At 64.7% G+C, this 21064-nt stretch carries 20 protein-coding genes and 1 riboswitch; of the genes, 11 read left to right on the top strand and 9 right to left on the bottom strand.

What is annotated here, in order from left to right; translation table 11 throughout:
- The first annotated feature begins 121 nt into the window (after positions 1-121).
- Positions 122-2602 (top strand): FUSC family protein, encoded by a 2481-nt coding sequence (locus AB4Y32_RS24985; RefSeq protein ID WP_368723916.1) that lies wholly within the window; start codon positions 122-124, stop codon positions 2600-2602.
- Positions 2603-2694: 92 nt separating this feature from the next.
- On the opposite strand, the gene AB4Y32_RS24980 is transcribed toward AB4Y32_RS24985, so the two are convergent.
- Both AB4Y32_RS24980 and AB4Y32_RS24975 read right to left on the bottom strand, forming a co-directional pair.
- Positions 2695-2895 (bottom strand): hypothetical protein, encoded by a 201-nt coding sequence (locus AB4Y32_RS24980; protein ID WP_368723915.1) that lies wholly within the window; start codon positions 2893-2895, stop codon positions 2695-2697.
- 132 nt (positions 2896-3027) lie between these two features.
- The gene (locus AB4Y32_RS24975; RefSeq protein ID WP_368723914.1) at positions 3028-3510 is read right to left on the bottom strand and encodes an Lrp/AsnC family transcriptional regulator; all 483 of its coding nucleotides are present in this window, start codon (positions 3508-3510) and stop codon (positions 3028-3030) included.
- Positions 3511-3642: 132 nt separating this feature from the next.
- Here AB4Y32_RS24975 and AB4Y32_RS24970 point away from each other — a divergent pair, with 132 nt between their 5' ends.
- A complete protein-coding gene (locus AB4Y32_RS24970; protein ID WP_439899839.1) occupies positions 3643-4287 on the top strand; it encodes a cysteine dioxygenase in 645 nt (214 codons plus the stop codon).
- Between the two features lie 87 nt (positions 4288-4374).
- On the opposite strand, the gene AB4Y32_RS24965 is transcribed toward AB4Y32_RS24970, so the two are convergent.
- From AB4Y32_RS24965 to AB4Y32_RS24950, 4 genes are all read right to left on the bottom strand, one after another.
- The gene (locus AB4Y32_RS24965) at positions 4375-7005 is read right to left on the bottom strand and encodes a mechanosensitive ion channel family protein (RefSeq protein ID WP_368723913.1); all 2631 of its coding nucleotides are present in this window, start codon (positions 7003-7005) and stop codon (positions 4375-4377) included.
- A 164-nt stretch (positions 7006-7169) separates the two neighbouring features.
- Positions 7170-7814, bottom strand: coding sequence for an NAD(P)-dependent oxidoreductase (locus AB4Y32_RS24960; protein WP_368723912.1), 645 nt, complete (start codon positions 7812-7814; stop codon positions 7170-7172).
- A 94-nt stretch (positions 7815-7908) separates the two neighbouring features.
- Entirely contained in the window at positions 7909-8367 is a 459-nt protein-coding gene (locus AB4Y32_RS24955; protein WP_368723911.1) for an Rrf2 family transcriptional regulator, read from the bottom strand.
- A gap of 106 nt (positions 8368-8473) precedes the next feature.
- The gene (locus AB4Y32_RS24950; RefSeq protein ID WP_439899838.1) at positions 8474-8947 is read right to left on the bottom strand and encodes a hypothetical protein; all 474 of its coding nucleotides are present in this window, start codon (positions 8945-8947) and stop codon (positions 8474-8476) included.
- A gap of 179 nt (positions 8948-9126) precedes the next feature.
- Here AB4Y32_RS24950 and AB4Y32_RS24945 point away from each other — a divergent pair, with 179 nt between their 5' ends.
- Both AB4Y32_RS24945 and AB4Y32_RS24940 read left to right on the top strand, forming a co-directional pair.
- Positions 9127-9708, top strand: coding sequence for a DJ-1/PfpI family protein (locus AB4Y32_RS24945; protein ID WP_368723910.1), 582 nt, complete (start codon positions 9127-9129; stop codon positions 9706-9708).
- A 136-nt stretch (positions 9709-9844) separates the two neighbouring features.
- A complete protein-coding gene (locus tag AB4Y32_RS24940; protein ID WP_368723909.1) occupies positions 9845-10168 on the top strand; it encodes a hypothetical protein in 324 nt (107 codons plus the stop codon).
- A 39-nt stretch (positions 10169-10207) separates the two neighbouring features.
- Here the strand turns inward: AB4Y32_RS24940 and AB4Y32_RS24935 are convergent, their stop codons facing one another.
- The gene (locus AB4Y32_RS24935) at positions 10208-11866 is read right to left on the bottom strand and encodes a sensor histidine kinase (protein ID WP_368723908.1); all 1659 of its coding nucleotides are present in this window, start codon (positions 11864-11866) and stop codon (positions 10208-10210) included.
- A gap of 457 nt (positions 11867-12323) precedes the next feature.
- Here AB4Y32_RS24935 and AB4Y32_RS24930 point away from each other — a divergent pair, with 457 nt between their 5' ends.
- The 4 genes from AB4Y32_RS24930 (at position 12324) to AB4Y32_RS24915 (ending at position 14990) form a co-directional block, all read left to right on the top strand.
- Positions 12324-13526, top strand: coding sequence for an ammonium transporter (locus tag AB4Y32_RS24930; RefSeq protein ID WP_368723907.1), 1203 nt, complete (start codon positions 12324-12326; stop codon positions 13524-13526).
- Positions 13527-13733: 207 nt separating this feature from the next.
- Positions 13734-13794: riboswitch (Fluoride riboswitch) on the top strand.
- A gap of 74 nt (positions 13795-13868) precedes the next feature.
- On the top strand, positions 13869-14249 hold the full coding sequence (gene crcB, locus AB4Y32_RS24925; protein WP_087732705.1) for a fluoride efflux transporter CrcB: 381 nt from the start codon (positions 13869-13871) through the stop codon (positions 14247-14249).
- 208 nt (positions 14250-14457) lie between these two features.
- Entirely contained in the window at positions 14458-14709 is a 252-nt protein-coding gene (locus AB4Y32_RS24920; protein WP_368723906.1) for a hypothetical protein, read from the top strand.
- Positions 14710-14723: 14 nt separating this feature from the next.
- A complete protein-coding gene (locus tag AB4Y32_RS24915; RefSeq protein WP_368723905.1) occupies positions 14724-14990 on the top strand; it encodes a hypothetical protein in 267 nt (88 codons plus the stop codon).
- Positions 14991-15016: 26 nt separating this feature from the next.
- Here the strand turns inward: AB4Y32_RS24915 and AB4Y32_RS24910 are convergent, their stop codons facing one another.
- Positions 15017-15658, bottom strand: a complete 642-nt coding sequence (locus AB4Y32_RS24910) for a hypothetical protein (RefSeq protein ID WP_368723904.1) — start codon at positions 15656-15658, stop codon at positions 15017-15019.
- Positions 15659-15749: 91 nt separating this feature from the next.
- Positions 15750-16604: a CHAD domain-containing protein gene (locus AB4Y32_RS24905; protein ID WP_368723903.1), complete on the bottom strand. Its 855-nt coding sequence runs from the start codon at positions 16602-16604 to the stop codon at positions 15750-15752.
- 453 nt (positions 16605-17057) lie between these two features.
- Between AB4Y32_RS24905 and AB4Y32_RS24900 the strand changes: the two genes are divergently transcribed.
- From AB4Y32_RS24900 to AB4Y32_RS24890, 3 genes are all read left to right on the top strand, one after another.
- Positions 17058-17522: a PRC-barrel domain-containing protein gene (locus AB4Y32_RS24900; protein WP_368723902.1), complete on the top strand. Its 465-nt coding sequence runs from the start codon at positions 17058-17060 to the stop codon at positions 17520-17522.
- A 592-nt stretch (positions 17523-18114) separates the two neighbouring features.
- Positions 18115-18951: an IclR family transcriptional regulator gene (locus AB4Y32_RS24895; RefSeq protein ID WP_368723901.1), complete on the top strand. Its 837-nt coding sequence runs from the start codon at positions 18115-18117 to the stop codon at positions 18949-18951.
- A gap of 670 nt (positions 18952-19621) precedes the next feature.
- On the top strand, positions 19622-21058 hold the full coding sequence (locus AB4Y32_RS24890) for an MdtA/MuxA family multidrug efflux RND transporter periplasmic adaptor subunit (protein ID WP_368723900.1): 1437 nt from the start codon (positions 19622-19624) through the stop codon (positions 21056-21058).
- The last annotated feature ends 6 nt before the right edge of the window (positions 21059-21064 follow it).

Genomic DNA, 21064 nt, shown 5'->3' with positions numbered 1-21064 from the left:
ACGATGGTCCGGGCATGGGCAAATCAGTTAGACTCGACGGCAGTTCGGGCTCGGATGAAAGCCTTCAGGCACGTCCTCATCTGCTTTCGTCAACATACGGATACGAGACATCAGGCAGTCGATGCGCTATTCAGTCGAAATCAAAAAGTTTCTGTATAGCCAGTACTTCTACGGCGGCTTGCGCATTGCCGTCGGCATTTCGCTGCCGGCCGTTCTTTGCCTGATCGTCTTTCATAACCGGGAGCTCGGCTTCACGATCGCGACGGGCGCGCTCGGCGCATGTGTCGTCGACATGCCCGGTCCGCTCAAGTACAAGCACAACGAGATGCTCGCGTGCAGCGTGATCGGCTTTCTTGCCGCGCTGGCCACGGGGCTCGCCACCGTCAGTTCGATCGCGCTGTGGTGCACCGTCGTGCCGCTCACGTTCGTGTTGTCGCTGATCGTCGTCTACGGCAACCGCTGGCCGCAGATCAGCTTCGCGACGCTCTTCATGATGATCATGACGCTCGAAGAGCATTTCACGCCGTTGCAGGCGCTCGTCAACGCGTCGTGGATACTCGTGGGCGGTCTGTGGTTCACGTACTGGTCGACGCTCGTGAGCCACTGGATGTTGTACCGGATCGAGCAACAGGCGCTCGCCGAAAGCGTGTTCGCGCTCGCCGACTATCTGCTCGCGCGCGCGAACTTCTACGATCTCGACAACGACCTCGACGAGTGCTATCGCAATCTCGTCGCGAAGCAGATCGATGCCGTCGCGATGCAGGATGCCGCGCGCGATATCGTGCTGCGCAATCTGCCCAAGCTCAGGAGCGGTCGGCTCGAGCCGCGCCGCGCGACGCTCTTCAATCTGTTCATCCATATCGTCGATTTGCACGAGCAGTTCGTCGGCGCACATACCGACTACCCGCTCGTGCGCAACACCTTCGGCGGCTCGGACCTGCTGATCTTCTATCGCGATCTGATCCGCAAGGCCGCGTCCGATCTCGAGGACATCGGCCTCGCCGTGCTGCAGAACGAGCCGCCGCGCGCGCGGATCAGCGTAAAGGCAGAACTGCGCGCGATCGAATATGAAATCGAGCTGATGCGCAAGCAGGATCTGCCCGCGAAAAACCCGGAGGCCTATTCGGCCGTTTCCGCTACGTTCCGGCGCATCTGGAGTGCGACGCGTCTGATCGACAAGATGCGCAAGAACCTCGCGAACGAGGAGAGCGCGAAGGAAACCGAACTGCGCATCGACCAGGCGCTCACGCGTTTCGTGTCGAGCCGGCGCGTGCCGTTCGGCTCGATCTTCTCGAATCTCACGATGGCTTCGCCCAGCTTCCGGCATGCGCTGCGCGTGACGATCGCCGTGGCTATCGGCTTCTGGCTCGGGCGCCTTTTGCCGCTAACGAACGCGTACTGGATCGTGATGACGACAGTCATCATCCTGAAGCCGGGTTACTCGCTCACCAAGCAGCGCAACGGGCAGCGTATCGTCGGCACGCTGATCGGCTGCGCGGCGAGCATCGCGCTCATCTTCAGCGTGAAGGAGCCGCATATCCTGCTCGTCGTGATGTTCGCTTCGATGGTGATGAGCTATAGCCTGCTGCTCTTCAACTACACGGCGAGCGTCGTATTTACGTCGTCATATGTGCTGCTGATGTTCCATCTGCTCGCGCCGGGCAGCCTGCATATCATCGGCGAGCGGGCGATCGATACCGTCGTCGGTTGCGCGATCGCGATCGCGGCAAGCCATCTGTTCCCGTACTGGGAATACCGGCTGATGGGCAAGCTCGTCAACAACATGATCGCGGCGATGCGCAACTATCTGGAAGCGAGCTGGTGGTGGAGCGGCAAGCCGGCCGCCGCCGTCGCCGCGCCCGTCGCGCTGACGGAAGCGGCAGCGCTCGCGCCCGCCGTGGCGATGGCGGAAGTCGCGGCGGGTAATGTGCCGATGAATGGTGCGCCGGTGAATGCGGCCCAAGCCGATGCGAGATCGACGGCAGCGACGGCTCGATCGTCCATGCCGACGCCCGACGCGGGAAGCAACGCCGCATCGGTGAGCGCGACATCGACGACAGCAGCGAAAACATCAGCGCCGACGCCTGCGGCCGCAGCGGCAGCGAGCGCGCTCGATCGCGACTATCGTTATCGGCTTGCGCGCAAGAACGTGCACGTCGCGTTCGCCAATCTCGGCCAGGCGTTCCAGCGCATGATGCTCGAGCCCAAGTCCGCGCAGAAGTTCGTGCCGGAACTGAACGATCTGCTCGTGCGCTCACACGTGCTCGCATCGCAGATCACGGCGGCGGCGCCGTTGCTGCGCACGTCGTCGCAGCAGATGGGCGGTCCGTCGCATCAGCCGCTGCAACGCGCGCTGACAGCGATCCGCGACAACCTCGCGCAAGCGGAAGAAGGCAGCGCGACGCCCGCCGATCAGGCCGACATCTCGAAGCAGTTGACGCGTGAACTCGATACGATGGTCGTCGAAGCGGAGCGCGCGCCCGACTATTCGGCCGATGCCGTGCATGAACTGAAGCTGCTCGCGCATCAGTGCAAGCAAATGCTGGCGGCGTCGTTTCTGATCCGCAAGGACGCGAGCTTGATCCGGCTGCCGGAGAACTGACGCAGGGTTTGCGTCGCCTATTGCGTGACTGTTTGCGTCGCTTATTGCGTGACGGGTTGCGACAAGGGCTGCCCCCCGGGTCGCACAACCCTTTACTGCGATGCGCCCTTGGCGGCATCCACGGCAGACGCCGCTGCCGATAGCGCCGTCGACGAACTGGAAGGATTTTCGCGCTCGTACTTGTGCTTTTCGGAGATCGCGTTGTAAAGGATCGTCGCGATCACGAGCAACACGACGACAACGATGAACACGGCGATGCCAAGCGTCGAGTTTTTCTTGCGCGGATCGTTCATGAGTCTGGCTCTGCTTGCTGATTGATTCGACAAAGCGGGCATTCTACGACGAAGCACCTTGCGCGCGGCTTGCGGTCCGCCGCGCACATCCGCTGCGCCCCTGACGCATACGCAAGCGCAATGCCCGATGAATCAGCGCCCTTCCGCGACCACGGCGGCACGCACGGGCAGCGCCGTCGAATACTTGATCTGCTCCATCGCGAAGCTGGAACTGACGTCGTAGAGTGGCACCGCGCGGATCAGTTGCTTGTAGACGCGATCATAGTCGTCGATATCCGAGACCACGACGCGCAGCAGATAGTCGGTCTCGCCGCTCATCCGATAGACCTCGACCACTTCGGGGATATCCTGCACCGCGCGCGTGAAGGTTTGCGCCCAGGCCTCGGTGTGCTGGTTCGTACGCACCGCGACGAACACTGTCGTACCGACCCCCAGCTTGCGTGGATCACACAGCGCAACCTGCGCGCGGATCACCCCCGCTTCCTTGAGTCGCTGCACCCGCTTCCAGCATGGCGTCTGGGACAGATTCACCCGCGCCGCGAGTTCCGCGATCGGCATCGTCGCATCCGCCTGGAGCAATTCGAGCAGCCGCCGATCAATGATGTCCATTCCCATCTTTGCACCCGGATAGAAAATTATTCTATTTCTCGTCAAAACGAGGGAATTATATGGAAACTCTTTCTCCACGCAAATCGGTATAAATGTGGGCAGTGGCGTTCTCTAAAAACAACATCCGCGGAGCCTTTCATGAACCACACAACCGGCTTGAGCACAGCCGACCGTTCGCCGACACAGGCCATGCCCGCATCTTTCTCTCGTGCGGCATCGTCTGATTGCGCGATCGCGCGCCTTTGCCAGGCCATCGATGCAGCCTTCGACACGTGCGACGACGCGCAAGATCCGTCGCTGCACGCAAGTTTTGCACGCGGCGTGCGCGCGGCCCTCGCGGAAGCCGCCGCCGACCCCGCGCTGCTCACCGACGCGCAGCGTGAAGGCGCAGCCAATGGTTATCGGCGGCATCTGCTCGCCGCCGATCCGCTCGGCCGCTACGCGATCGCCGCGATCGTCTGGATGCCCGGCCAGGCAAGCCCGATTCACGCACATCACACGTGGTGCGGATACGCGGTGATCGATGGCACGATGACGGAGACCGTCTACGAATGGAACCCGGCCAGCGAGTGCGCGACGCCGTTGCGCGAACACTCGCGCGAGCCGGGCGCAGTCTCGTTCACGCGCGCGGGACGCACGGGCATCCATCGCCTCGGCAACAGCAACAGCAGCGGCAAAGCCGCCGTATCGCTGCATATCTACGGCGTGCCCGGTGAACGGATCGCGAGCCACGTGAACGACATCGTGCGTATCGCCGATAGCGCGCAAGCGCTGCTCGCCTGAAGTCCGCGCGCTGCTTCTCCCGTTGAAAAGAAAGGCGTCACGCGTGACGCCTTTCCATTCTTTCCACCGAAAGCCCCGATTCCCCGCTCAAGTCTTCCCGCCGTCGCCCGCCGTCGGAATCTGCGGCGGCACGGCCGCCGATTGCCCCGTCGACGGCGGCGCCGGCCGCGGCTCATGCGACACGTCGCGTGCGGGCGGCATCGCGCTGGTCTGCCTCGATCTGAACGGCGTCGTCGTGCCCGTCGCGGATTCGCGCTCGCCAGCCGCATGCCGCACGGCTTCTTCGTTCATCATCGCCTCGCCTTCGGCATCGTCGCGCGACGAATGAATGCGCATCTGCGGCACGGGAATCTCGATACCCGCCTCGTCCATCTTGCGCTTGACGCGCAGATTGAATGCGCGCGCGACGCTCCATTGCTGCAGCGGACGCGTCTTGATCTGCCCTTTGACCACCATCCAGTTCGGATCGAAACGGTCCAGACCCCACACTTCGACGGGCCCGAGCATCTCGCGCCGGTAACGGAAATCGGCCATCAGATCCGCGCCGACCGCGCGTATCAGCTGCGTCACCTGATCGACGTCCGCTGAGAACGGCACGCGTACCTCGAACACCGCGTACGCAAAATCGCGCGACAGGTTTTTCACGATCTTGATCTGCGAAAACGGGATCGCGTGAATCGCGCCCTGACCGTCGCGCAGCCGCACCGTGCGGATCGACAGATACTCGACGGTGCCCGCATGGCCGCCGTCGATGTCGATCCAGTCGCCGACCGAAATCGTGTCCTCGATGATGATGAAAAGGCCCGTGATCAGATCGCTCACCAGCGACTGCGCGCCGAAGCCGATCGCGAGACCGATCACGCCCGCGCCCGCGAGCAGCGGCGTCACGTTGATGCCGAGATTGGCCGCCGTGACGATGCCCGCGATCGTCAGGATCGTTACGAACAGCACGTTGCGCACGAGCGGCAGCATCGTGCGCGCGCGCATGCTCGGGTTTTTCGACTTGTTGCGCGGACTGCTCGGATTGACGGCTTCCTGAATTGCCGTGTCGATCAGAATCCACACGAGCCACGACACGAACACCGTGATCAGGATCGCCGTCAGCGCGTGCGCGATGCCGCGCGCCGTCACGCTCTCCTCGACGATCTGCGCGAGCGATACGTCCCACAGACGCGACGCGAACTCGAAGTACGCGAGCCAGATGAAGAGCGTCAGCAACGTGCCGACGAAGCGCAACAGGCGCGTCAGATACGGCGAGCGCCGACGGCGGCGAGCGTTGCGCGGCCGGGTCACGCGCAGCACGATCGCCGACAGGAAAAACGCCAGCACGAGCAGCAGCGCCGTCACGACGGAAATCTGCAGCACGTTCTCGCCGCTGCCGATGCCGCCGATCGTCGCGATCACCGATGCTGTCGCGAGCACGAGCATCGGCACGTGCCACAGCGAAGCGAGCACGTCGAATGCGTCGGTGGCTGCCTTGTGGTCGTGCCGCTGTTCGTACGCACGGTTGCGGATCAGATGCGCGACGGGCCGGCGGAAAGCGAGCGCGAAGTACGCGGTCAGCGCGGCCGCCGTCATGTTCGATACCGTCGACACCAGCGCCGCCAGATTCGTGCCGAGTTCATGCGCGACGTCGTAGTTGACGGCAGCATCGCCGAGCGCGCTGCAGATGCCGATCGCGAACAGCAGCCGGCGCGCCTGTTCGATCAGCAGGCGCACGGCCGCGCGCCGGTGCCCGGAACCGAACAGCGAGAACATGATCAGGCAGATCGCCGAGAACACCGCGCCCGCGACGATTGCATACGCGATCACCATCGCGATCGTACGGCCCAATGAATTGGGCATCGCGCGCACGAACATCAGCGCGGCGACGAACGCGATGATCCACGGTCCGACGCGACGCAGCGCGAAGATCAGCAGATCGCGCGTGGTCGGATTGGCATCGAGCCGCACCACGATGCCGAAACGCTCATGCACCCTGCGCTGAACGTAGATGAGACCGGACGCGCACGCGCCCCAGCCGGCCAGCACCGCGAACATGTTCAGCAGCACCTGGCCGAAGTGCTCGCGCCCCTGACTCGTGACGATCGTGTAGATCTCGTTGGCCGCCGCGTTGAAGCGGCCGGACCAGTAGTCGAGCGGCGAGCGGCCCTGATGCACGTCCGATTCGAACGACGCGATGCCCGCCGCGATGGCACCGAGCAGCCCAGGGCTCGGCTGCGCGGTCGCAGCGGGCGCGACCTTTTTCGTCGCATCGCGCAGTTTCTTCAGTTGTGCGATGAGTGCGGTGCGCTGACGGTCGTTGTCGAGCGTCGTGATCACGCTGTCGAGCGATTTCGCCATCTCGGCCTGGCTCGCAGGCGACGGCGCCGACGCGGCATCCGCCGCCGAAGCACCCGACGCAGGCGCCGCCGTCGAAACCGTTGCACTGTTGATCAGGCTTTGCAGCGCGGGAATCATCGGCGTGCCGCTGGCCGCGCCCGCGGCGTGCGCAACGGCGGGCAGCATGACGCCAGCGCCCGCGAGCGCAAGCCATACGCAGACGGCATACACAAGCGAGCGCAAGCGAACGCAATCGCGCGTGAAATCGCGCACGAGGCCGAACAAGCGCTCACGCAACACAATATGGAAAATAAAGCAAAAGACGGCGTCAATCGCCAGAAGCCCGCCGCATAACGGCGCAGCCCGCGATTCACGCCGCGCGAGGCATGACTTCATGGCAATCCGTAACAGAACGGGAGAGACGCCAAGTTTAGCGGGTGTCGTCGAGGGAAACCTCCCCGATGCGTAACCGAATGTTAGTGCACTTGCGCGACGCCGTCAGACGCGCTCCGGCACGCTGCGTGCAGTTCGCGCGCGTGCCGGCCGATGCTTCGAAGCCCTCAGTACCCGACCGTCGCGAGCTGGTGAACGAAACGGCCTTGCTCCAGCTCGTCGACGAACGCGATCGCGTAGTCTTCCGCCGAGATGCTGCTGTTGCCCTGCGCGTCGACGATCAGCGAGCCCGCGCCCGTGCGGAATGTGCCCTTGCGCTCGCCCGGCGCGATCATCGCGGCGGGCGCGAAAAAGGTCCAGTCGAGGTCGCTGGCGCGCAGGATCGGGAGCACGTCGCGATGCGCGAGCGCGATCGCCTTGTACGCTTCCGGAAAGCCCTCGCTATCGACGAGCTGCTTGCCGGGCGCCACTTCCAGCGAGCCCGCGCCGCCTACCACGACGAGACGCCTGATACCCGCTTCGCGCGTGCCGTCGACCAGCGCGCGCGTCGCCTTGCCGATCGACGCGACGTCGTCCATCGGCGGCGCATACGCGCTCGCGATGACATCATGGCCGCGCGCCGCTGCCGCCACGCTTGCCGCATCCGTCACGTCGGCCTGCGCCGCCTTCAGGTTCGCGACATCCGTGGGCACGCGCGCCGGATTGCGCGAAAACGCCGTCACCTGATGCCCGCGACGCGCCGCCTCCGCCGCGATGCGCGAGCCGATCATGCCCGTTGCGCCGAACAGCGCGATCTTCAGTGTCTTGCTCATGTCGATAGTCCTTTCTTCAAATGTAACCTAGTTGATTACATATTTCGTTAAAAAAATCGGGGCGTGGCCCCTTGTTTGCAGCTTCCGGCTCGGTTCAGCCGTCCGCGGCTTTTCGCTTGCGTTCGCGCGAACGTTCCGCACGCACGACGTCGGCCGTCGCGTCCGCCAGCGTGCGCGACGCGAGCGACGCTTCGAGCGCCTGCTGCGCGTCGCCGATGATGCCCGTCAGCACCGTCTGGATGTTGCGGCCGACCATGCATGCCGGGTTCGGCGTCTCGCGATGCAGCGCGAACAGTTGCGCATCGTCGACGGCGCGATAGACGTCGAGCAGCGTAATGTCGCGCGGCTCGCGCGCAAGCAGCGCGCCGCCGCCCGCGCCCAGTTGCGACGTGGTGAGGCCCGCTTCGGCCAGCATCGCAAGCAGCCGGCGGATCAGCACGGGGTTCGTGTTCACGCTCCCCGCGATCATCTCCGACGACAACGGCACGCCCTGCTGCAGCGACAGCAACGCGAGCACATGAACCGCGAAGGCAAATCGGCTACTCGTATTCACAGCGGCAGATCATCCGATGCGCGTAACACGCGCGCACTTACACACCGTCCGATCGACGATATGCAATCATGATAGTTACATTTACGGGTCCCGGTCAAGGGCGGGCTTATTTGTCCATCTGTTTCTGCGCGTCGCTGCCGCCTTCGGTGGACGACGGCTGCGAGTTCGACGACGTTTCGCTCGACCATTGCTGGAGCTTGCGTCCCGCCGACTCGAGTCCGGCGCCCGTCGAGCTCATCGCCTTGGCGACGGCCGCGTTCGTCGCGCTGGCTGCGCCCTGGAAATTGGCTTGCGCCCGCGACGCGAGATCGCTCGGATCGAGCTTGATCGACGGGCCGGACGCGGCCGCGTCCAGATTCTGCTGCGCCGTCGCCTTCGCGGCATCGACCTGCTGGCCGACGTAGCTCGCCGCCTGATCGAGCTTCTGGCTGGCCTGCTGCCCGATATTGTTGAGGCCCGACGACGTCTGGCCTGCGGACGCATCGTTCTTCTGGCACGCAGCGAGGCCCGCGAGCAGCATGGCGGCGAACAGCGTCGAACGGACGAGCGGACGGCGTGAGATGGGTTTGATGGTTGTCATCGTTGTGTATGAGCCGCGTCTGGCGGCTTCGTGATGCGAAAACGCCTCAATGATACGCCGTCGCGTATCACCGGCTCCGTTCGCAACGGACCGTCAGGCGATCCTTCGCAATGTTGTCAAATGTGCTGGAGTAGACTGGCCGACGTTCGACGTATTCCCTCAACAACTGGAGGCATGCGATGGCAGCAAAGAAGATTCTGTTCCTCACGGGCGACTTCGCCGAGGATTACGAAACGATGGTGCCCTTTCAGGCGCTGAAGGCAGTCGGCCATACCGTCGATGCCGTCTGCCCCGGCAAGCGCGCAGGCGAGCGCGTGAAGACGGCGATCCACGACTTCGAGGGCGACCAGACATACTCCGAGAAGCCCGGCCACCAGTTCACGCTGAACGCCGCATTCGACGACATCGACGCGTTGCAATACGATGCGCTCGCGATCGCGGGCGGACGCGCGCCGGAATATCTGCGCCTCGACGCGAAAGTGATCGACCTCGTACGCCACTTCGCGCATAGCAACAAGCCGATCGCCGCGATCTGCCACGCCGCGCAGTTGCTGGCCGCCGCCGACGTGATTCGCGGCAGACGCATATCGGCCTATCCGGCGTGCGCGCCGGAAGTGAAACTGGCGGGCGGCGACTACGCGGACATCCCCATCGACGCGGCCGTCACCGATGCGAATTTCGTCACCGCGCCCGCGTGGCCCGCTCATCCGGAATGGCTACGGCAGTTCCTCGTCCTGCTCGGCACGCGGATCGAACTTTGACGCGTCCCGATGGCTGGGTTCGCACCCGGCCTGATTGCGCGGCGCGCTGCCGCTCACTGTCAGATTGAGACTTCTCCGATATCCCCCACCCGTAGCGCCCCCTAAAGTCGCAGGTTGACTTTAGAAGGGCTCTACCATGGATCTCACTAACTGGGTGATCATTCTCGCAGTCGCACTGCTCTCGCTGACGTTCTTCTGCTCGCGCGCGCCGGCCGGCTGGTCGATTGAAAACCGCGCGCGGCGCTTCACGGGCACGCGTTTGCTCGCACAGGCCGTGCTGTCATTCTGGGCCGCGCTGCTCGTCATCGTGCGTGGGCTGTTCGCGCTGGGCGCCGGGGCCCTCCACGTCGCACCCTCGTTCATTCTGGCGGGCGCGCTGTTCCTGATCGCTGCCAGCTGCTACTGGTCGATTCGCGGCAGCAAGCTGCTCAGGCCGCGTCGGCTGTTTTCGGCAACCTGACGCTCGCTTCCTGCGCGCTCCCGCCCCGCGCACCCGACGCTACCGGGCTTCGGCCCGCAGCGCCTGCGCGGCGCCCGGTAGCGCGACGTCTTGCGGCTCATTGCCGGACGTCGCCGGGGCGGCATCTGGCAACGCCACGTAGAACGTCGTTCCGGCGCCTTCCGTCGATTCCGCCCACACCCGCCCGCCGTGCCGCTCGACCATCCGCCGCACGAGCGCAAGACCAATCCCCTCACCCGCCGCGACCTTGCCGTGCAGCCGCTGAAACGCGTTGAAAAGGCGCGGCATCGCGTTGTCGGGAATGCCGCGTCCGTTGTCCTTCACGTAGAAGATCCGCAGCGTCTGCACACCGGGCGGCGCGGCCGTCGTGCCGATCTCGACGACGCCCGCGCGCGCCGGGCTCAGATAGTTGATCGCATTGCCGATCAGGTTCGCGAAGATCTGTTCGAGCGTGGTCGGGTCGCCCCACACGGGCGGCAGCGCCTGTACGACGATGCGCGCGCCGCGATCGCGGATCGTCGCCTGCATTGCGTCGATCACGCGCTGCACGATGTCGCGCACGTCGACCTGCTGGCGCCGGTACTCGACGCGGCCGACGCGCGACAGTCGCAGCAGCGCATCGATGATGTGCGATGCGCGGAGCACAGCCGTCTGGAGGAAATGCAGCGCTTCGCCGATGTCTTCGTCGATCAATTGTTCGACGTGCTCGCGCTGCTGCTGCGTCAGCGACGACTGCCGCACGGCCGCGCGCAGATCGTCGCACGCATGGATCAGTTCCTTCGAGAAGCCCTGCAAATTTACGAGCGGCGCGCGCAGATCGTGTGACACGCTGTAGATGAACGTCTCGTTCTCCTGCGTCTGCTGGCGCAGCGTTTCGTTGGTCTGCGCGAGTTCGGCGGCATGGCGGCCCAGATCGGACTGGAAACGCGCCTGCTGGCGCTCCGATTCGAGCAGCCGTCGGCTGGTCTCATGCAGCATCAGATCGAGCCGCGCGATCTCGTCGCTGCCCGGCGTGAGCGGCGTGAGCGGCTCGTTGCTCGCGAGGCGGCTCGCATTGTCCGACAGCAGCGCGAGCCGGCCACGCAAGCCGCGCGCGAACATCCAGAACGCGATTGCGACGAACACGAGCGAGCTGACCACCGCCGCGACGATCAGCGATTGCTGCCGCGAGCGTGCCGCAGAGGCCGCCGCCGAGCGCAGCGAATCGAGGCGCCGCTCCTCAGCCTGAAACTCGGCGACCTGCGAACGGAAGCGGTCGAGCACGTCGGTCACGGCGAGGTCGCGAAAGCGTTGCAGCACGTCGCGCCGACGCCCCGAGCGAATCAGGTCCAGCACGCGGTCCGACCATTGCCGGTACGCCTGCACGGACTGGCGTATCTGCACCGCGCGCTCGACCTGCGCCGGGTCATCGGAGACGAGTTCAGCGAGCTGGTCGATGCGCCGGTCGACATCCATCCACAGCGTGACGGGGGTGGCGATATCGTGCGCGCCGCTCACGACGGCGCCGCGCAGCCGTACCGATTCCAGCAGCACGGGCGCCAGAATGTCCGCCGTCCGACGCAGCACGTCCTGGCTGTGCACGCTCCGGCGTTCGGCCTGATCGGCGTCCGACTGCGCCTTCAGCAGCCCCGACAGCAGCGCGAGTTCGAATACGGCGGGTATCGCGATCAGCAGCAGCCCTTTGGTGGTGAGTCTCATGCGCGCGCCGGAAGAGTCGGAAGCCGGCGGGTCGCGCCGGGGACGGCACATTATGTCGGCGATCGGTTCCGATGACAAAACGCCGTCCGGCCAAGATAGCTCGCAGCCGGGTGCAAAGCCAGGAGACATAGGCGAATGCCGGCCACGCCCGGTCGCCATTCTTTTTCGTGTGCCGTGTCCGTCGTTGCATCCGTCATGCAATCGTAGGGTTCTATTAAGCAAACCATAGGAATTCGCACGTTTTTGGGACCGCTGCATGCCCTAATTCGGATCAATTGCACACAGACGGTGCTCACTCAGCACGACCCGCGACATCACCATCTCGGACGAATCGTCTTACGGAGCCCTCGCGTCCCGTTCCGGTGCGTCTTCGCACCGGCAGAACGCGTGCGTGCCTCGCTTTGGCCCGCTTCTTGCGTTCGATGCCCGCTTTTTGCGCATCGCAGGATTCCTACCGATGGATAGTCTAAAAACCGGCACCGACACCCTCTTCCTGCTGCTCGGCGCGGCCATGGTGCTCGCCATGCACGCGGGCTTCGCGTTCCTGGAACTGGGCACGGTCCGCAAGAAAAATCAGGTCAACGCGCTCGTGAAGATCCTCGTCGACTTCTCGGTATCGACCATCGCGTATTTCTTCATCGGCTATACGATCGCCTACGGCGTCCAGTTCTACGGCAGCGCCGACACGCTCGCCGCCCACAACGGCTACGCGCTCGTGCGCTTCTTCTTCCTGCTGACGTTCGCGGCGGCGATCCCTGCGATCGTTTCGGGCGGCATCGCCGAGCGCTCGAAGTTCAACCCACAACTGTTCGCGACGTTCGTGCTGGTGGGGTTCATCTATCCGTTCTTCGAGGGGATCGTGTGGAACGACCGCTTCGGCATCCAGTCGTGGCTGACGCACGCGCTGGGCGCGCCGTTCCACGACTTCGCGGGCTCGGTAGTCGTGCACGCGTTCGGCGGCTGGGTCGCGCTGCCCGCCGTGATGCTGCTCGGCGCGCGCCATGGCCGTTACACGCGCGACGGACGCATCGCCGCGCATCCGCCGTCGAACATTCCGTTTCTCGCGCTCGGCGCGTGGGTGCTCGCCGTCGGCTGGTTCGGCTTCAACGTGATGAGCGCGCAGACCATCGACAAGATCAGCGGCCTCGTCGCCGTCAACTCGCTGATGGCGATGGTCGGCGGCACGCTCACTGCGTGGCTTGCGGGCCGCAACGACCCGGGCTTCACTTACAACGGCCCACTCGCGGGGCTGGTGGCCGTGTGCGCCGGCTCGGATGTGATGCATCCGCTCGGCGCGCTGGTGACGGGCGCCGTCGCGGGCGTGCTGTTCGTCCGTATGTTCACGATCGTCCAGAACCGCTGGCGCATCGACGACGTGCTCGGTGTCTGGCCGCTGCATGGCCTGTGCGGCGCGTGGGGCGGCATCGCGGCGGGCATCTTCGGCCAGCATGCGCTGGGCGGGCTGGGCGGCGTGTCGCTGATCGCGCAGGTGATCGGCACGCTCGGCGGCGTCGTGTTCGCGACGCTGGGCGGCACGATCGTCTACGGCGCGATCCGCATGAGCGTCGGACTGCGCATTGACCAGGAGAACGAGTTCAACGGCGCCGACCTGTCGATCCACAAGATCACGTCGACGCCGGAGCGCGAGACGGTCGGCTGAACAGAACGTTATCTGGCCCGCATCGGCCCAGCATCAGAAGGACGCGCGGAAGGCGGGACGGCGTGTGCCGCATCGCCGGAAACACAACGCGGCTGCGTGCGTTCGCTGACAGTGTCCGCGCTTCTGGTGTACCCTCGCGATGCCGGCGCGCGGCCCGCCCTGTCGAGCCGCTCACGCTTCATACAACGCGCGCGCCGGTGTAGACTTGCGCGCGCCGGAGATGGCATTCTCCTGAACCGCCCTCGTGGCTGATGATGCCTGCTTCGCCCGGATCACTGCGGACGTTGCAGCCTCACGCCCCGCCGCAGCCGGTTTGTCGACGTTCGGCTTTCCAGGCTTCCCATGTATCTGTCCATTCTTGCCGTCGGCATCGGCGGCGCACTCGGCTCGCTGTTTCGCTGGTTTCTCGGTCTGCGTCTCAATGCGCTCTTTCCCGCGCTGCCGCTCGGCACGCTCGCGGCGAACGTGATCGCCGGTTACATCATCGGCGTGGCGGTCGCGTACTTCGGGCGCAATCCGCAGATCGCGCCCGAATGGCGCCTCTTCATCATCACCGGCCTGATGGGCGGTCTGTCGACGTTCTCGACTTTCTCAGCGGAAGTGGTCCAGCACTTGCAACAGGGACGGCTGAACTGGGCTGCGGGCGAGATCGCGATTCACGTGATGGCTTCCGTGATCGCGACGGTGCTCGGCATCGCGACGGTGGCCGTCGCCGCGCGTTGAGCGGAGCACGTTGCCGCGCAGCCACCGCCGGCGATGACAGACATCCGCCCTTCACCAAAACATCACGGACGATCGCTGCCGCGTGCGTTTCGCGCGGCTGTATCATCGGCGTCATATGCGGCGGGCAATGTGATGTCGGCCACTAGCGATGCCAGCGACATCGGCGCCGCTTTCGAACGCGCACAGACCTAAACGTCAGCCGGAGACCATGAAGTACAGATATCTATCGCGTCGATCGCGCTACCCGCTGCGGCGCAGCGCGGAGGAACTGTCGTTTGCCTTTTCGGTGCTGCTCACGCAGCCGCTCAGCCGGCCCGAAGCGGCGGCGCGCTTCGAAACGTTGTGGAACGAAGTCAACGATGCGGCACAGTCGTGCGTCGACAGCGATGCCGCGTTTTCGTATATCGCGCTGCTGCACAGGATGGATCGGCGCTGGCGGTTCCTGCCATCGATGAACTAGCGGGCGAGGCGATCGTGTCCCCCGATCAGTCCGGCGACATGCAGATGTGCCCGCCAGCGCGGGCGCCCCGCTCCGCCGATGCGATCGAAAAGGACTTTCTGGATCTGATGAGGTCCGGCATTCCCGCGGACATCGCGCGCGACAAGTTCGAGCGTCTGTGGGATGAGACGAACGCCCTGGCCGCGTCATGGATGATGACGGATCGAGGGCGTCCGTATATCGCGCTGCTCAAGCGCATGCACTCGGCTTTCGCCGGGCACTATCTGCGCGATGCGGGATGACGGCCGCGCGTGCGGCCGCCGCATGATCACGACTTGGCGGGACGTCCTGTCTTGACCGCTTCGAGTTCCTGCACGGCCGCGACGAGCCGCTTCGCAGGCGAGACGGCGAGCAGGTTCAGACCCGCGCGCAGCAATTCGCTCTTCTTCACGGAAAGTCCCGCATCGAGGCAGCGCTGCTTGAGTTCTGCGATCTTCGCGTAGTCCGACTTCGGCATCGTGAAGCTGTCGCGGACGACTTTTTCCTTCTCCTTCTTCGCGCGTGGCTTCTTCTCCGCAGCGGCGGCGGGCGCCACTTTCGCCTTCGACGGCTTTGCTGCCTTCGGTGCTTTCGCCGCGGGCTTGGCGGCCTCTGCCGTCTGCGCGAGCTTGGCCGGCTTTGCTGGCTTCGCCGGCTTTGTTGCATTCGCCGGCTTCGTCGTATTCGCCGGCTTCGTCGCCTTGGTCGACTTCGCGGCCTTGCTCTTCGGCGCGGCCTTCAGCGCCTGCGCTTGCGTCGATGCCGCTTCCGGCGCGCTCGCGGCCGCCTGTGCATCCGGCGACGCCTTTTTCGCGTCCGACGCCCGCGACGCCTTCGCGGACGGCTTCTTCGCTTCAGCGGACGGTTCCTTCGCACTCTTCGGGAAGTGGAAGGCCTTCTTCGTGGGTTCCTTGATTCGTGGCGTGCTCATGTCGATTCCTCGTTAACGGTATAAACAGTATATACGGTTTCAAGGGCGCGACTTCCGCCCTCGCGCGCCCGATGCGCGGAAGCAACGGACGCTACCTTTTACGCAGCAGCCGCACGGCTTCGCGCTGACGGCGCTTACGCTGGTCCTTCAGATACAAGAGCGCCGCGCTGGCGTCCTGCTCGTCGGCGAAAAGACTCGTGTTGTCGCGCAACAGCGCGATGCTTGCGATCACGGCGTTGAGTTCGCCGAAGCACTGCTGCAGTTTCTTCATGTGCGCGAGCGTATGCCCGTGTCCGTCGTCGAGCATCGGCCCGAAAAACTCGAGCAGATAGCGGACCTTCTTCCCCGCCTTGCGCACATCATGAAGCGCTTCATAATCGAAGCGCTTCGCATGCGATGCACCGCGCAGCGTCTTGCGCAACGAGCGCTCGGCGGTGCGCACGCGCTTCGCGGCGAACTTCTGCAGCGCGTGCCGTTCGGGCGCGGTGTTCAATTTCTTCGACGCGCTCGCAAGCGCGCTGTGCAGCACGTTGCGGATATCGGCGTTGATCAGCGTCTCGCGGCTCGCCGCCAGCGCCTGCTCGCGCGCTTCGCGCAGGCACGGCGGCACGTCGCGGGGACTGTCTTCGTCGCCGGCGAGCAGTTCGAGGAGGATGTCCCAGTCGCGCGTTCTGCCCGCGACATCGGCCAGATAGCGATACAGCGCGCGCTGCCGTGCGTTCTCTTCCTCGTCGAGCAGCGGCCGGTACGCCCACCACAGCGAGCGCAGGCGCCGCAGCGCGACGCGCAGTTGATGCAGTGATTCGGGGGAAGCATCGGCGTCGATGGAGGCGACCCGCGCGAGCGCTTCGTCGATCAGCGGTGTCGCCAGCGCGGAGAACGTCGACTCGGCATGCGGCTCAACGCCCGCCACCGCGACGTCGTGAGCGCGATCGTCGTGTTTCATGTGGCCTCGTATCGGGACCGACAACAAGACGACGACTTGTGGTGCATCGACCGATGCAAACGACATCATACGCTTTCCATATCGCTTCAAAAGCGAGGTGCTAGCGGGAGCCGCAACCAGGCGCGCCACGACGGATCGCGCATCATGAGCCATCGACAGGTGCGCCAGACTGTGCGAGCGTGCCATCGCTCGCCACAGGCTACTGCCGATAGCGTTGCGCGCGCAGTCGGCCGGGCAACGCGTGAGAGCCTCTGTCAGCTTGACACTGGTGCATGAAGTTTTTGCCGCCGCACATTCGACCCGCACTGCTGTACATCGCGGGGCGCGGTTTCGAGTCTGGTCCTGCCGTGTTCGTGACGATGCACGCGCGCGTGCATTCGCCTTCACGTGAACACCACTCTCGGGCATGGCGGATGCACATGGCATCCCGTGGACTTTTCCAGGGAGGAAATCATGACCACGCCAAAGAAAATGAACCCGGCGCAAGCCGGCGCAGGCATCGTCGGCGGAGGAGTCGGCGAAGGTCCGGGGCCCGAGGTGATGGCCGCGGCTACGCTGGATGGCAACAAGGTCGTCTCGTCGGATGGCGAACACGTCGGCAAGATTTCGGACATCATGCTCGACGTACGCAGCGGACACATCGCGTACGCGGTGCTGTCGGAAGGCGGTTTCCTCGGCATGGGCGGCAATCTGCATGCGATCCCGTGGAGCGCGCTGACGCTCGATACGGACGAAAAAGTTTTCCGCGTCGACATCACCGCGCGGCGGATCAAGGACGAACCGGGCTTCGACAAGGACCACTGGCCGTCGATGGCCGACGAGACCTGGAGCACGCAGATGCACAAGTACTACAACCGCGATCCGTACTGGATCACGACTTCGGTCGATCCGACGGCGGTGCGCGACCGCGGGCTCTGACAGGCACCCTCGCGTCGCGCAGCCAGACGGGCGCCTGCGATTCTCTTTCCTTTGGGCGCCCTGCCGGCGGCAGTCGAGCAGACTGCCGCCGCGTCGTTTACGGATGCACGCCATGACGGCAAACCGCATCCGACGAAAACTACGAGCAAACTAAAGCAAACGACAACCGACCGGACGGACAAAAAAAAGGCGCCATGTTGCCATGGCGCCTTCAAAAAGTTCTAGCCATTCCGAGGGCCGTGCTAGAACCTGAGAGACGGTACTGAAGAAAGAAATCCTGTATTCGAAGCCGCTGCGAAGCGCAGCGGAACCGGGCTAACGCCGGCGCGCACGCTGGTTGTACGCGCAATGATATGTGGGCGCAGGCCCACTTCTCCGGTTTCGGAATATAGTTCCATTTTTTATGGTAATGCTGACTAAGTCAAGCAAAATTTGAGAGCTTGGACGGGCCCGCATCTGACGATCCGATACAATGAATGGTCGTACGAAAAAAGGACTTAGGCCTTGCTGAGAGAGGCCGAGCGCGGCTTGGGGGCGTCTGTCTTTCGACGCGCGTTCAATTATAGTGAAATAACGTTTCATAAAAACCAACATGAACCAGTCATCGACGCGTCCGTCCGCCACCGATCCGTTGAAGGAAAAAGACGGCTCCGGCGACGAGGTCACTGCGCTCGCGCGCGGCCTGACCGTGCTCCGGCGCATTGCCGCCGCCGACGCGCCGCTCTCCAACCGCGAGCTGACGGAACTGACGGGGATTCCGAAACCGACCGTTTCGCGGATCACCGCGACGCTCGTCAGCGCAGGTTTTCTGTTTCGTCTGCCCGACAGCGAGCGCTTCGTGCTCACATCGTCGGTGCTCGAGCTGAGCAATGGTTTCTTGCGCAACTTCGATATCCGCGCGCGCTCGCGGCCCTTCCTGATCGAACTGGCCGAACGCACGTCGCTATCGGTGCATCTCGCCGTGCGCGACCGGCTGGACATGGTCGTCATCGATGCGATCAAGCCGCGCTCGGCCGTGCTGGTGTCGCGCCTCGACGTCGGCTCGCGGATGGACCTGGGCCGAACGGCCGTCGGCCGCGCGTATCTCGCCGCGCTCAGCGAGACGGATCGCCGGAGTCTGCTGACGGGCCTGCAGGCCGCGGCAGGCGACGAGTGGGGGCACATCAGCAGCCGGCTCGAAGCGGCGCTGCAGGAAACGGCCGCGCAAGGCTTCGCGATCGCGACGGGCGAATGGTACGAGGGGCTCAACGCGATCGCGGCCGGCTTCATCGGACCGTCGGGCGAGCGCTACGCTGTGAATTGCGGCGGCTCGGCGCATCAGTGCCCGCGCGACTGGCTCGTGTCGCGCGCGGCGCCCGTGCTGCTCGAAACGATCGAAAAAATCGTCCATGAGATCGGCGGAACGCCTGGCCGCCGGCTCGACGATTGAGCTTCGCGCCCGCGCGAGGCGTCGACGCGCGGCCGCTCACCTTGCCGCCCTCCTTGCCGCTCTCCTTGCCGCTCACCTTGCCGCTCACCTTGCCGCTCTCCTTGCCGCTCTCCTTGTCGCGCGCCTGTCGCCGCGCAACCTTACGCGCCACTCGGTAAGCCTGGCTTTCAATTCGCCCAGCGGTATGTAACGGTCGTAATCCGCCGAAAGATACGCCGCTGGACTGTAACTCCGCCGGGGACGTAGCATCATGCTTTCCCGCGCGCCGACGCTCGTTGCGGCCGGTTTCGGCGCGACCGGGCCACCCACGCGTGTCACATGCGACGCGACACGCATCGGCAACGGCCAGCCCCGTCGGGGCGATCATCGGACCGGTCTTTCGTTGCAGCAGCGAAAGCGCTGACGCGGCAACGCGACGTCGAATCCGCAGCGGGCAAAAGCACGGCCATCAGGGAGGAGCCGTCATTCATGTCGACAACGCGTCAGGCCACTCACGCGGCCGCCGTCACCGTCACGTCGTGGTCATCTCGATGAGCCACACATCGCGTAGCATCGCGCAGACGGACGCGCAGACAAGCGCGAGCACGACAACCCGCGCGCGGCACGCGTCGGTTCGCGCGCCGCGTATCGCAAGTTTGCTTCAATTCACGCCAGCCATTTGATCGAACCGATGGACGAACAAAAAAATCAGCCAGAACCTTCACGCAACGCCCGTCCGTCCAGCCCTGCTCCCGGACAGGAACCCGGACCCGGCGCCGTCAGGCGGCATCGCGGCCGCACGGTCGCGCTGATCGTCGCCGTCGCGATCGTCGCGGCGATCGTGCTGGTGCGCTGGCATCCGTGGAGCAGCAGCGACGCCGGCGCGAGCGCGGCAACGGGCGCGAGCGGCGCGCAGGCGGCGCGCGGCGGACGCCGCGGCGGCGCAGGCGGCATGAACCAGCCGCAGCCCGTCCATGTGGCGACCGTCACCCAAGGCGAAATGCCTGTCGTGCTGAACGCGCTCGGCACCGTCACGCCGCTTGCGAACGTTACGGTGCGCACGCAACTCACGGGCACGCTGCAGACGGTCGCGTTCCAGGAAGGTCAGATGGTGAAGCAAGGCGATCTGCTCGCACAGGTCGATTCGCGTCCGTATCAGATCAGTCTCGCCAACGCCGAAGGCACGCTCGCCAAGGACATGGCGCTCCTGCAAACCGCCCGCCTCGACCTGAAGCGCTATCAGACACTGCTGTCGCAAGACTCGATCGCGAGCCAGCAAGTCGATACGCAAGCGTCGCTCGTCAGGCAGTACGAAGGTCAGGTCAAGTCCGACCAGGCGAACATCGATACCTTCAAGCTCGATCTCGTCTATGCGCGCATCACGGCGCCCGTGTCGGGCCGCGTCGGCCTGCGCCAGGTCGACCCCGGCAACTACGTGACGCCGAGCGATACGAATGGCGTCGTCGTCATCACGCAACTGCAGCCGATCAGCGTGATCTTCACGACCTCGGAAGACAACCTGCCCGCCATCCTCAAGCAATTGCACGCGGGCACGAAGATGTCGGTGACGGCGTATGACCGCAGCAATACGACGTCGCTCGAAGCGGGCTATCTGGAAACCGTCGACAACCAGATCGACACGACGACGGGCACCGTGAAGTTGCGCGCGACGTTCCAGAACAACGAAGGCCTGCTGTTCCCGAATCAGTTCGTCAATACGCGCCTGCTCGTGAACGTCGTGAAGAACGCCATCATCGTGCCGACGTCGGCCGTGCTCAACGGCTCGATGGGGTCGTTCGTGTATGTCGTGAAGCCGGACAATACGGTGACGGTACGCACCGTGAAGATCGGCCCCGTCGACGGCGAGCGCACCAGCATCGCATCGGGTCTGCAGGTCGGCGAGCGCGTCGTGACGGACGGCTCGGACCGTTTGAAGGAAGGCGCGAAAATCACCATTCCGGCTGACCGGCCACGTGGTGCTTCAGGTGCCTCGGGTGCATCGGGTGCATCGGGTGCATCGGCTGCCCGCGCCGCATCGGGCACAGCGGGCGCATCAGGCGCATCGGGCGCGGCCGGCGCATCGGGCGCGCATCGTCGCCGGCACGCGTCGCAGACGTCGGCGGAATAAGGCAGT

It is taken from the genome of Paraburkholderia phymatum (assembly GCF_040965635.1).
GTDB classification, from domain to species: Bacteria; Pseudomonadota; Gammaproteobacteria; order Burkholderiales; family Burkholderiaceae; genus Paraburkholderia; species Paraburkholderia phymatum_B.
The sequence above is the reverse complement of the archived record's forward strand: the minus strand, read 5'-3'. Positions and strand labels throughout refer to the sequence as shown.

Coding starts and splice junctions, on each gene's coding strand:
- AB4Y32_RS24965 (WP_368723913.1), bottom strand. CDS start 7,005: ATGAAGTCATGCCTCGCGCGGCGTGAATCGCGGGCTGCGCCGTTATGC.
- AB4Y32_RS24970 (WP_439899839.1), top strand. CDS start 3,643: ATGAACCACACAACCGGCTTGAGCACAGCCGACCGTTCGCCGACACAG.
- AB4Y32_RS24920 (WP_368723906.1), top strand. CDS start 14,458: ATGAAGTACAGATATCTATCGCGTCGATCGCGCTACCCGCTGCGGCGC.
- AB4Y32_RS24890 (WP_368723900.1), top strand. CDS start 19,622: ATGGACGAACAAAAAAATCAGCCAGAACCTTCACGCAACGCCCGTCCG.
- AB4Y32_RS24985 (WP_368723916.1), top strand. CDS start 122: ATGCGCTATTCAGTCGAAATCAAAAAGTTTCTGTATAGCCAGTACTTC.
- AB4Y32_RS24910 (WP_368723904.1), bottom strand. CDS start 15,658: ATGAGCACGCCACGAATCAAGGAACCCACGAAGAAGGCCTTCCACTTC.
- AB4Y32_RS24935 (WP_368723908.1), bottom strand. CDS start 11,866: ATGAGACTCACCACCAAAGGGCTGCTGCTGATCGCGATACCCGCCGTA.
- crcB (WP_087732705.1), top strand. CDS start 13,869: ATGTATCTGTCCATTCTTGCCGTCGGCATCGGCGGCGCACTCGGCTCG.
- AB4Y32_RS24945 (WP_368723910.1), top strand. CDS start 9,127: ATGGCAGCAAAGAAGATTCTGTTCCTCACGGGCGACTTCGCCGAGGAT.
- AB4Y32_RS24960 (WP_368723912.1), bottom strand. CDS start 7,814: ATGAGCAAGACACTGAAGATCGCGCTGTTCGGCGCAACGGGCATGATC.
- AB4Y32_RS24940 (WP_368723909.1), top strand. CDS start 9,845: ATGGATCTCACTAACTGGGTGATCATTCTCGCAGTCGCACTGCTCTCG.
- AB4Y32_RS24980 (WP_368723915.1), bottom strand. CDS start 2,895: ATGAACGATCCGCGCAAGAAAAACTCGACGCTTGGCATCGCCGTGTTC.
- AB4Y32_RS24900 (WP_368723902.1), top strand. CDS start 17,058: ATGACCACGCCAAAGAAAATGAACCCGGCGCAAGCCGGCGCAGGCATC.
- AB4Y32_RS24905 (WP_368723903.1), bottom strand. CDS start 16,604: ATGAAACACGACGATCGCGCTCACGACGTCGCGGTGGCGGGCGTTGAG.
- AB4Y32_RS24895 (WP_368723901.1), top strand. CDS start 18,115: ATGAACCAGTCATCGACGCGTCCGTCCGCCACCGATCCGTTGAAGGAA.
- AB4Y32_RS24975 (WP_368723914.1), bottom strand. CDS start 3,510: ATGGGAATGGACATCATTGATCGGCGGCTGCTCGAATTGCTCCAGGCG.
- AB4Y32_RS24930 (WP_368723907.1), top strand. CDS start 12,324: ATGGATAGTCTAAAAACCGGCACCGACACCCTCTTCCTGCTGCTCGGC.
- AB4Y32_RS24950 (WP_439899838.1), bottom strand. CDS start 8,947: ATGACAACCATCAAACCCATCTCACGCCGTCCGCTCGTCCGTTCGACG.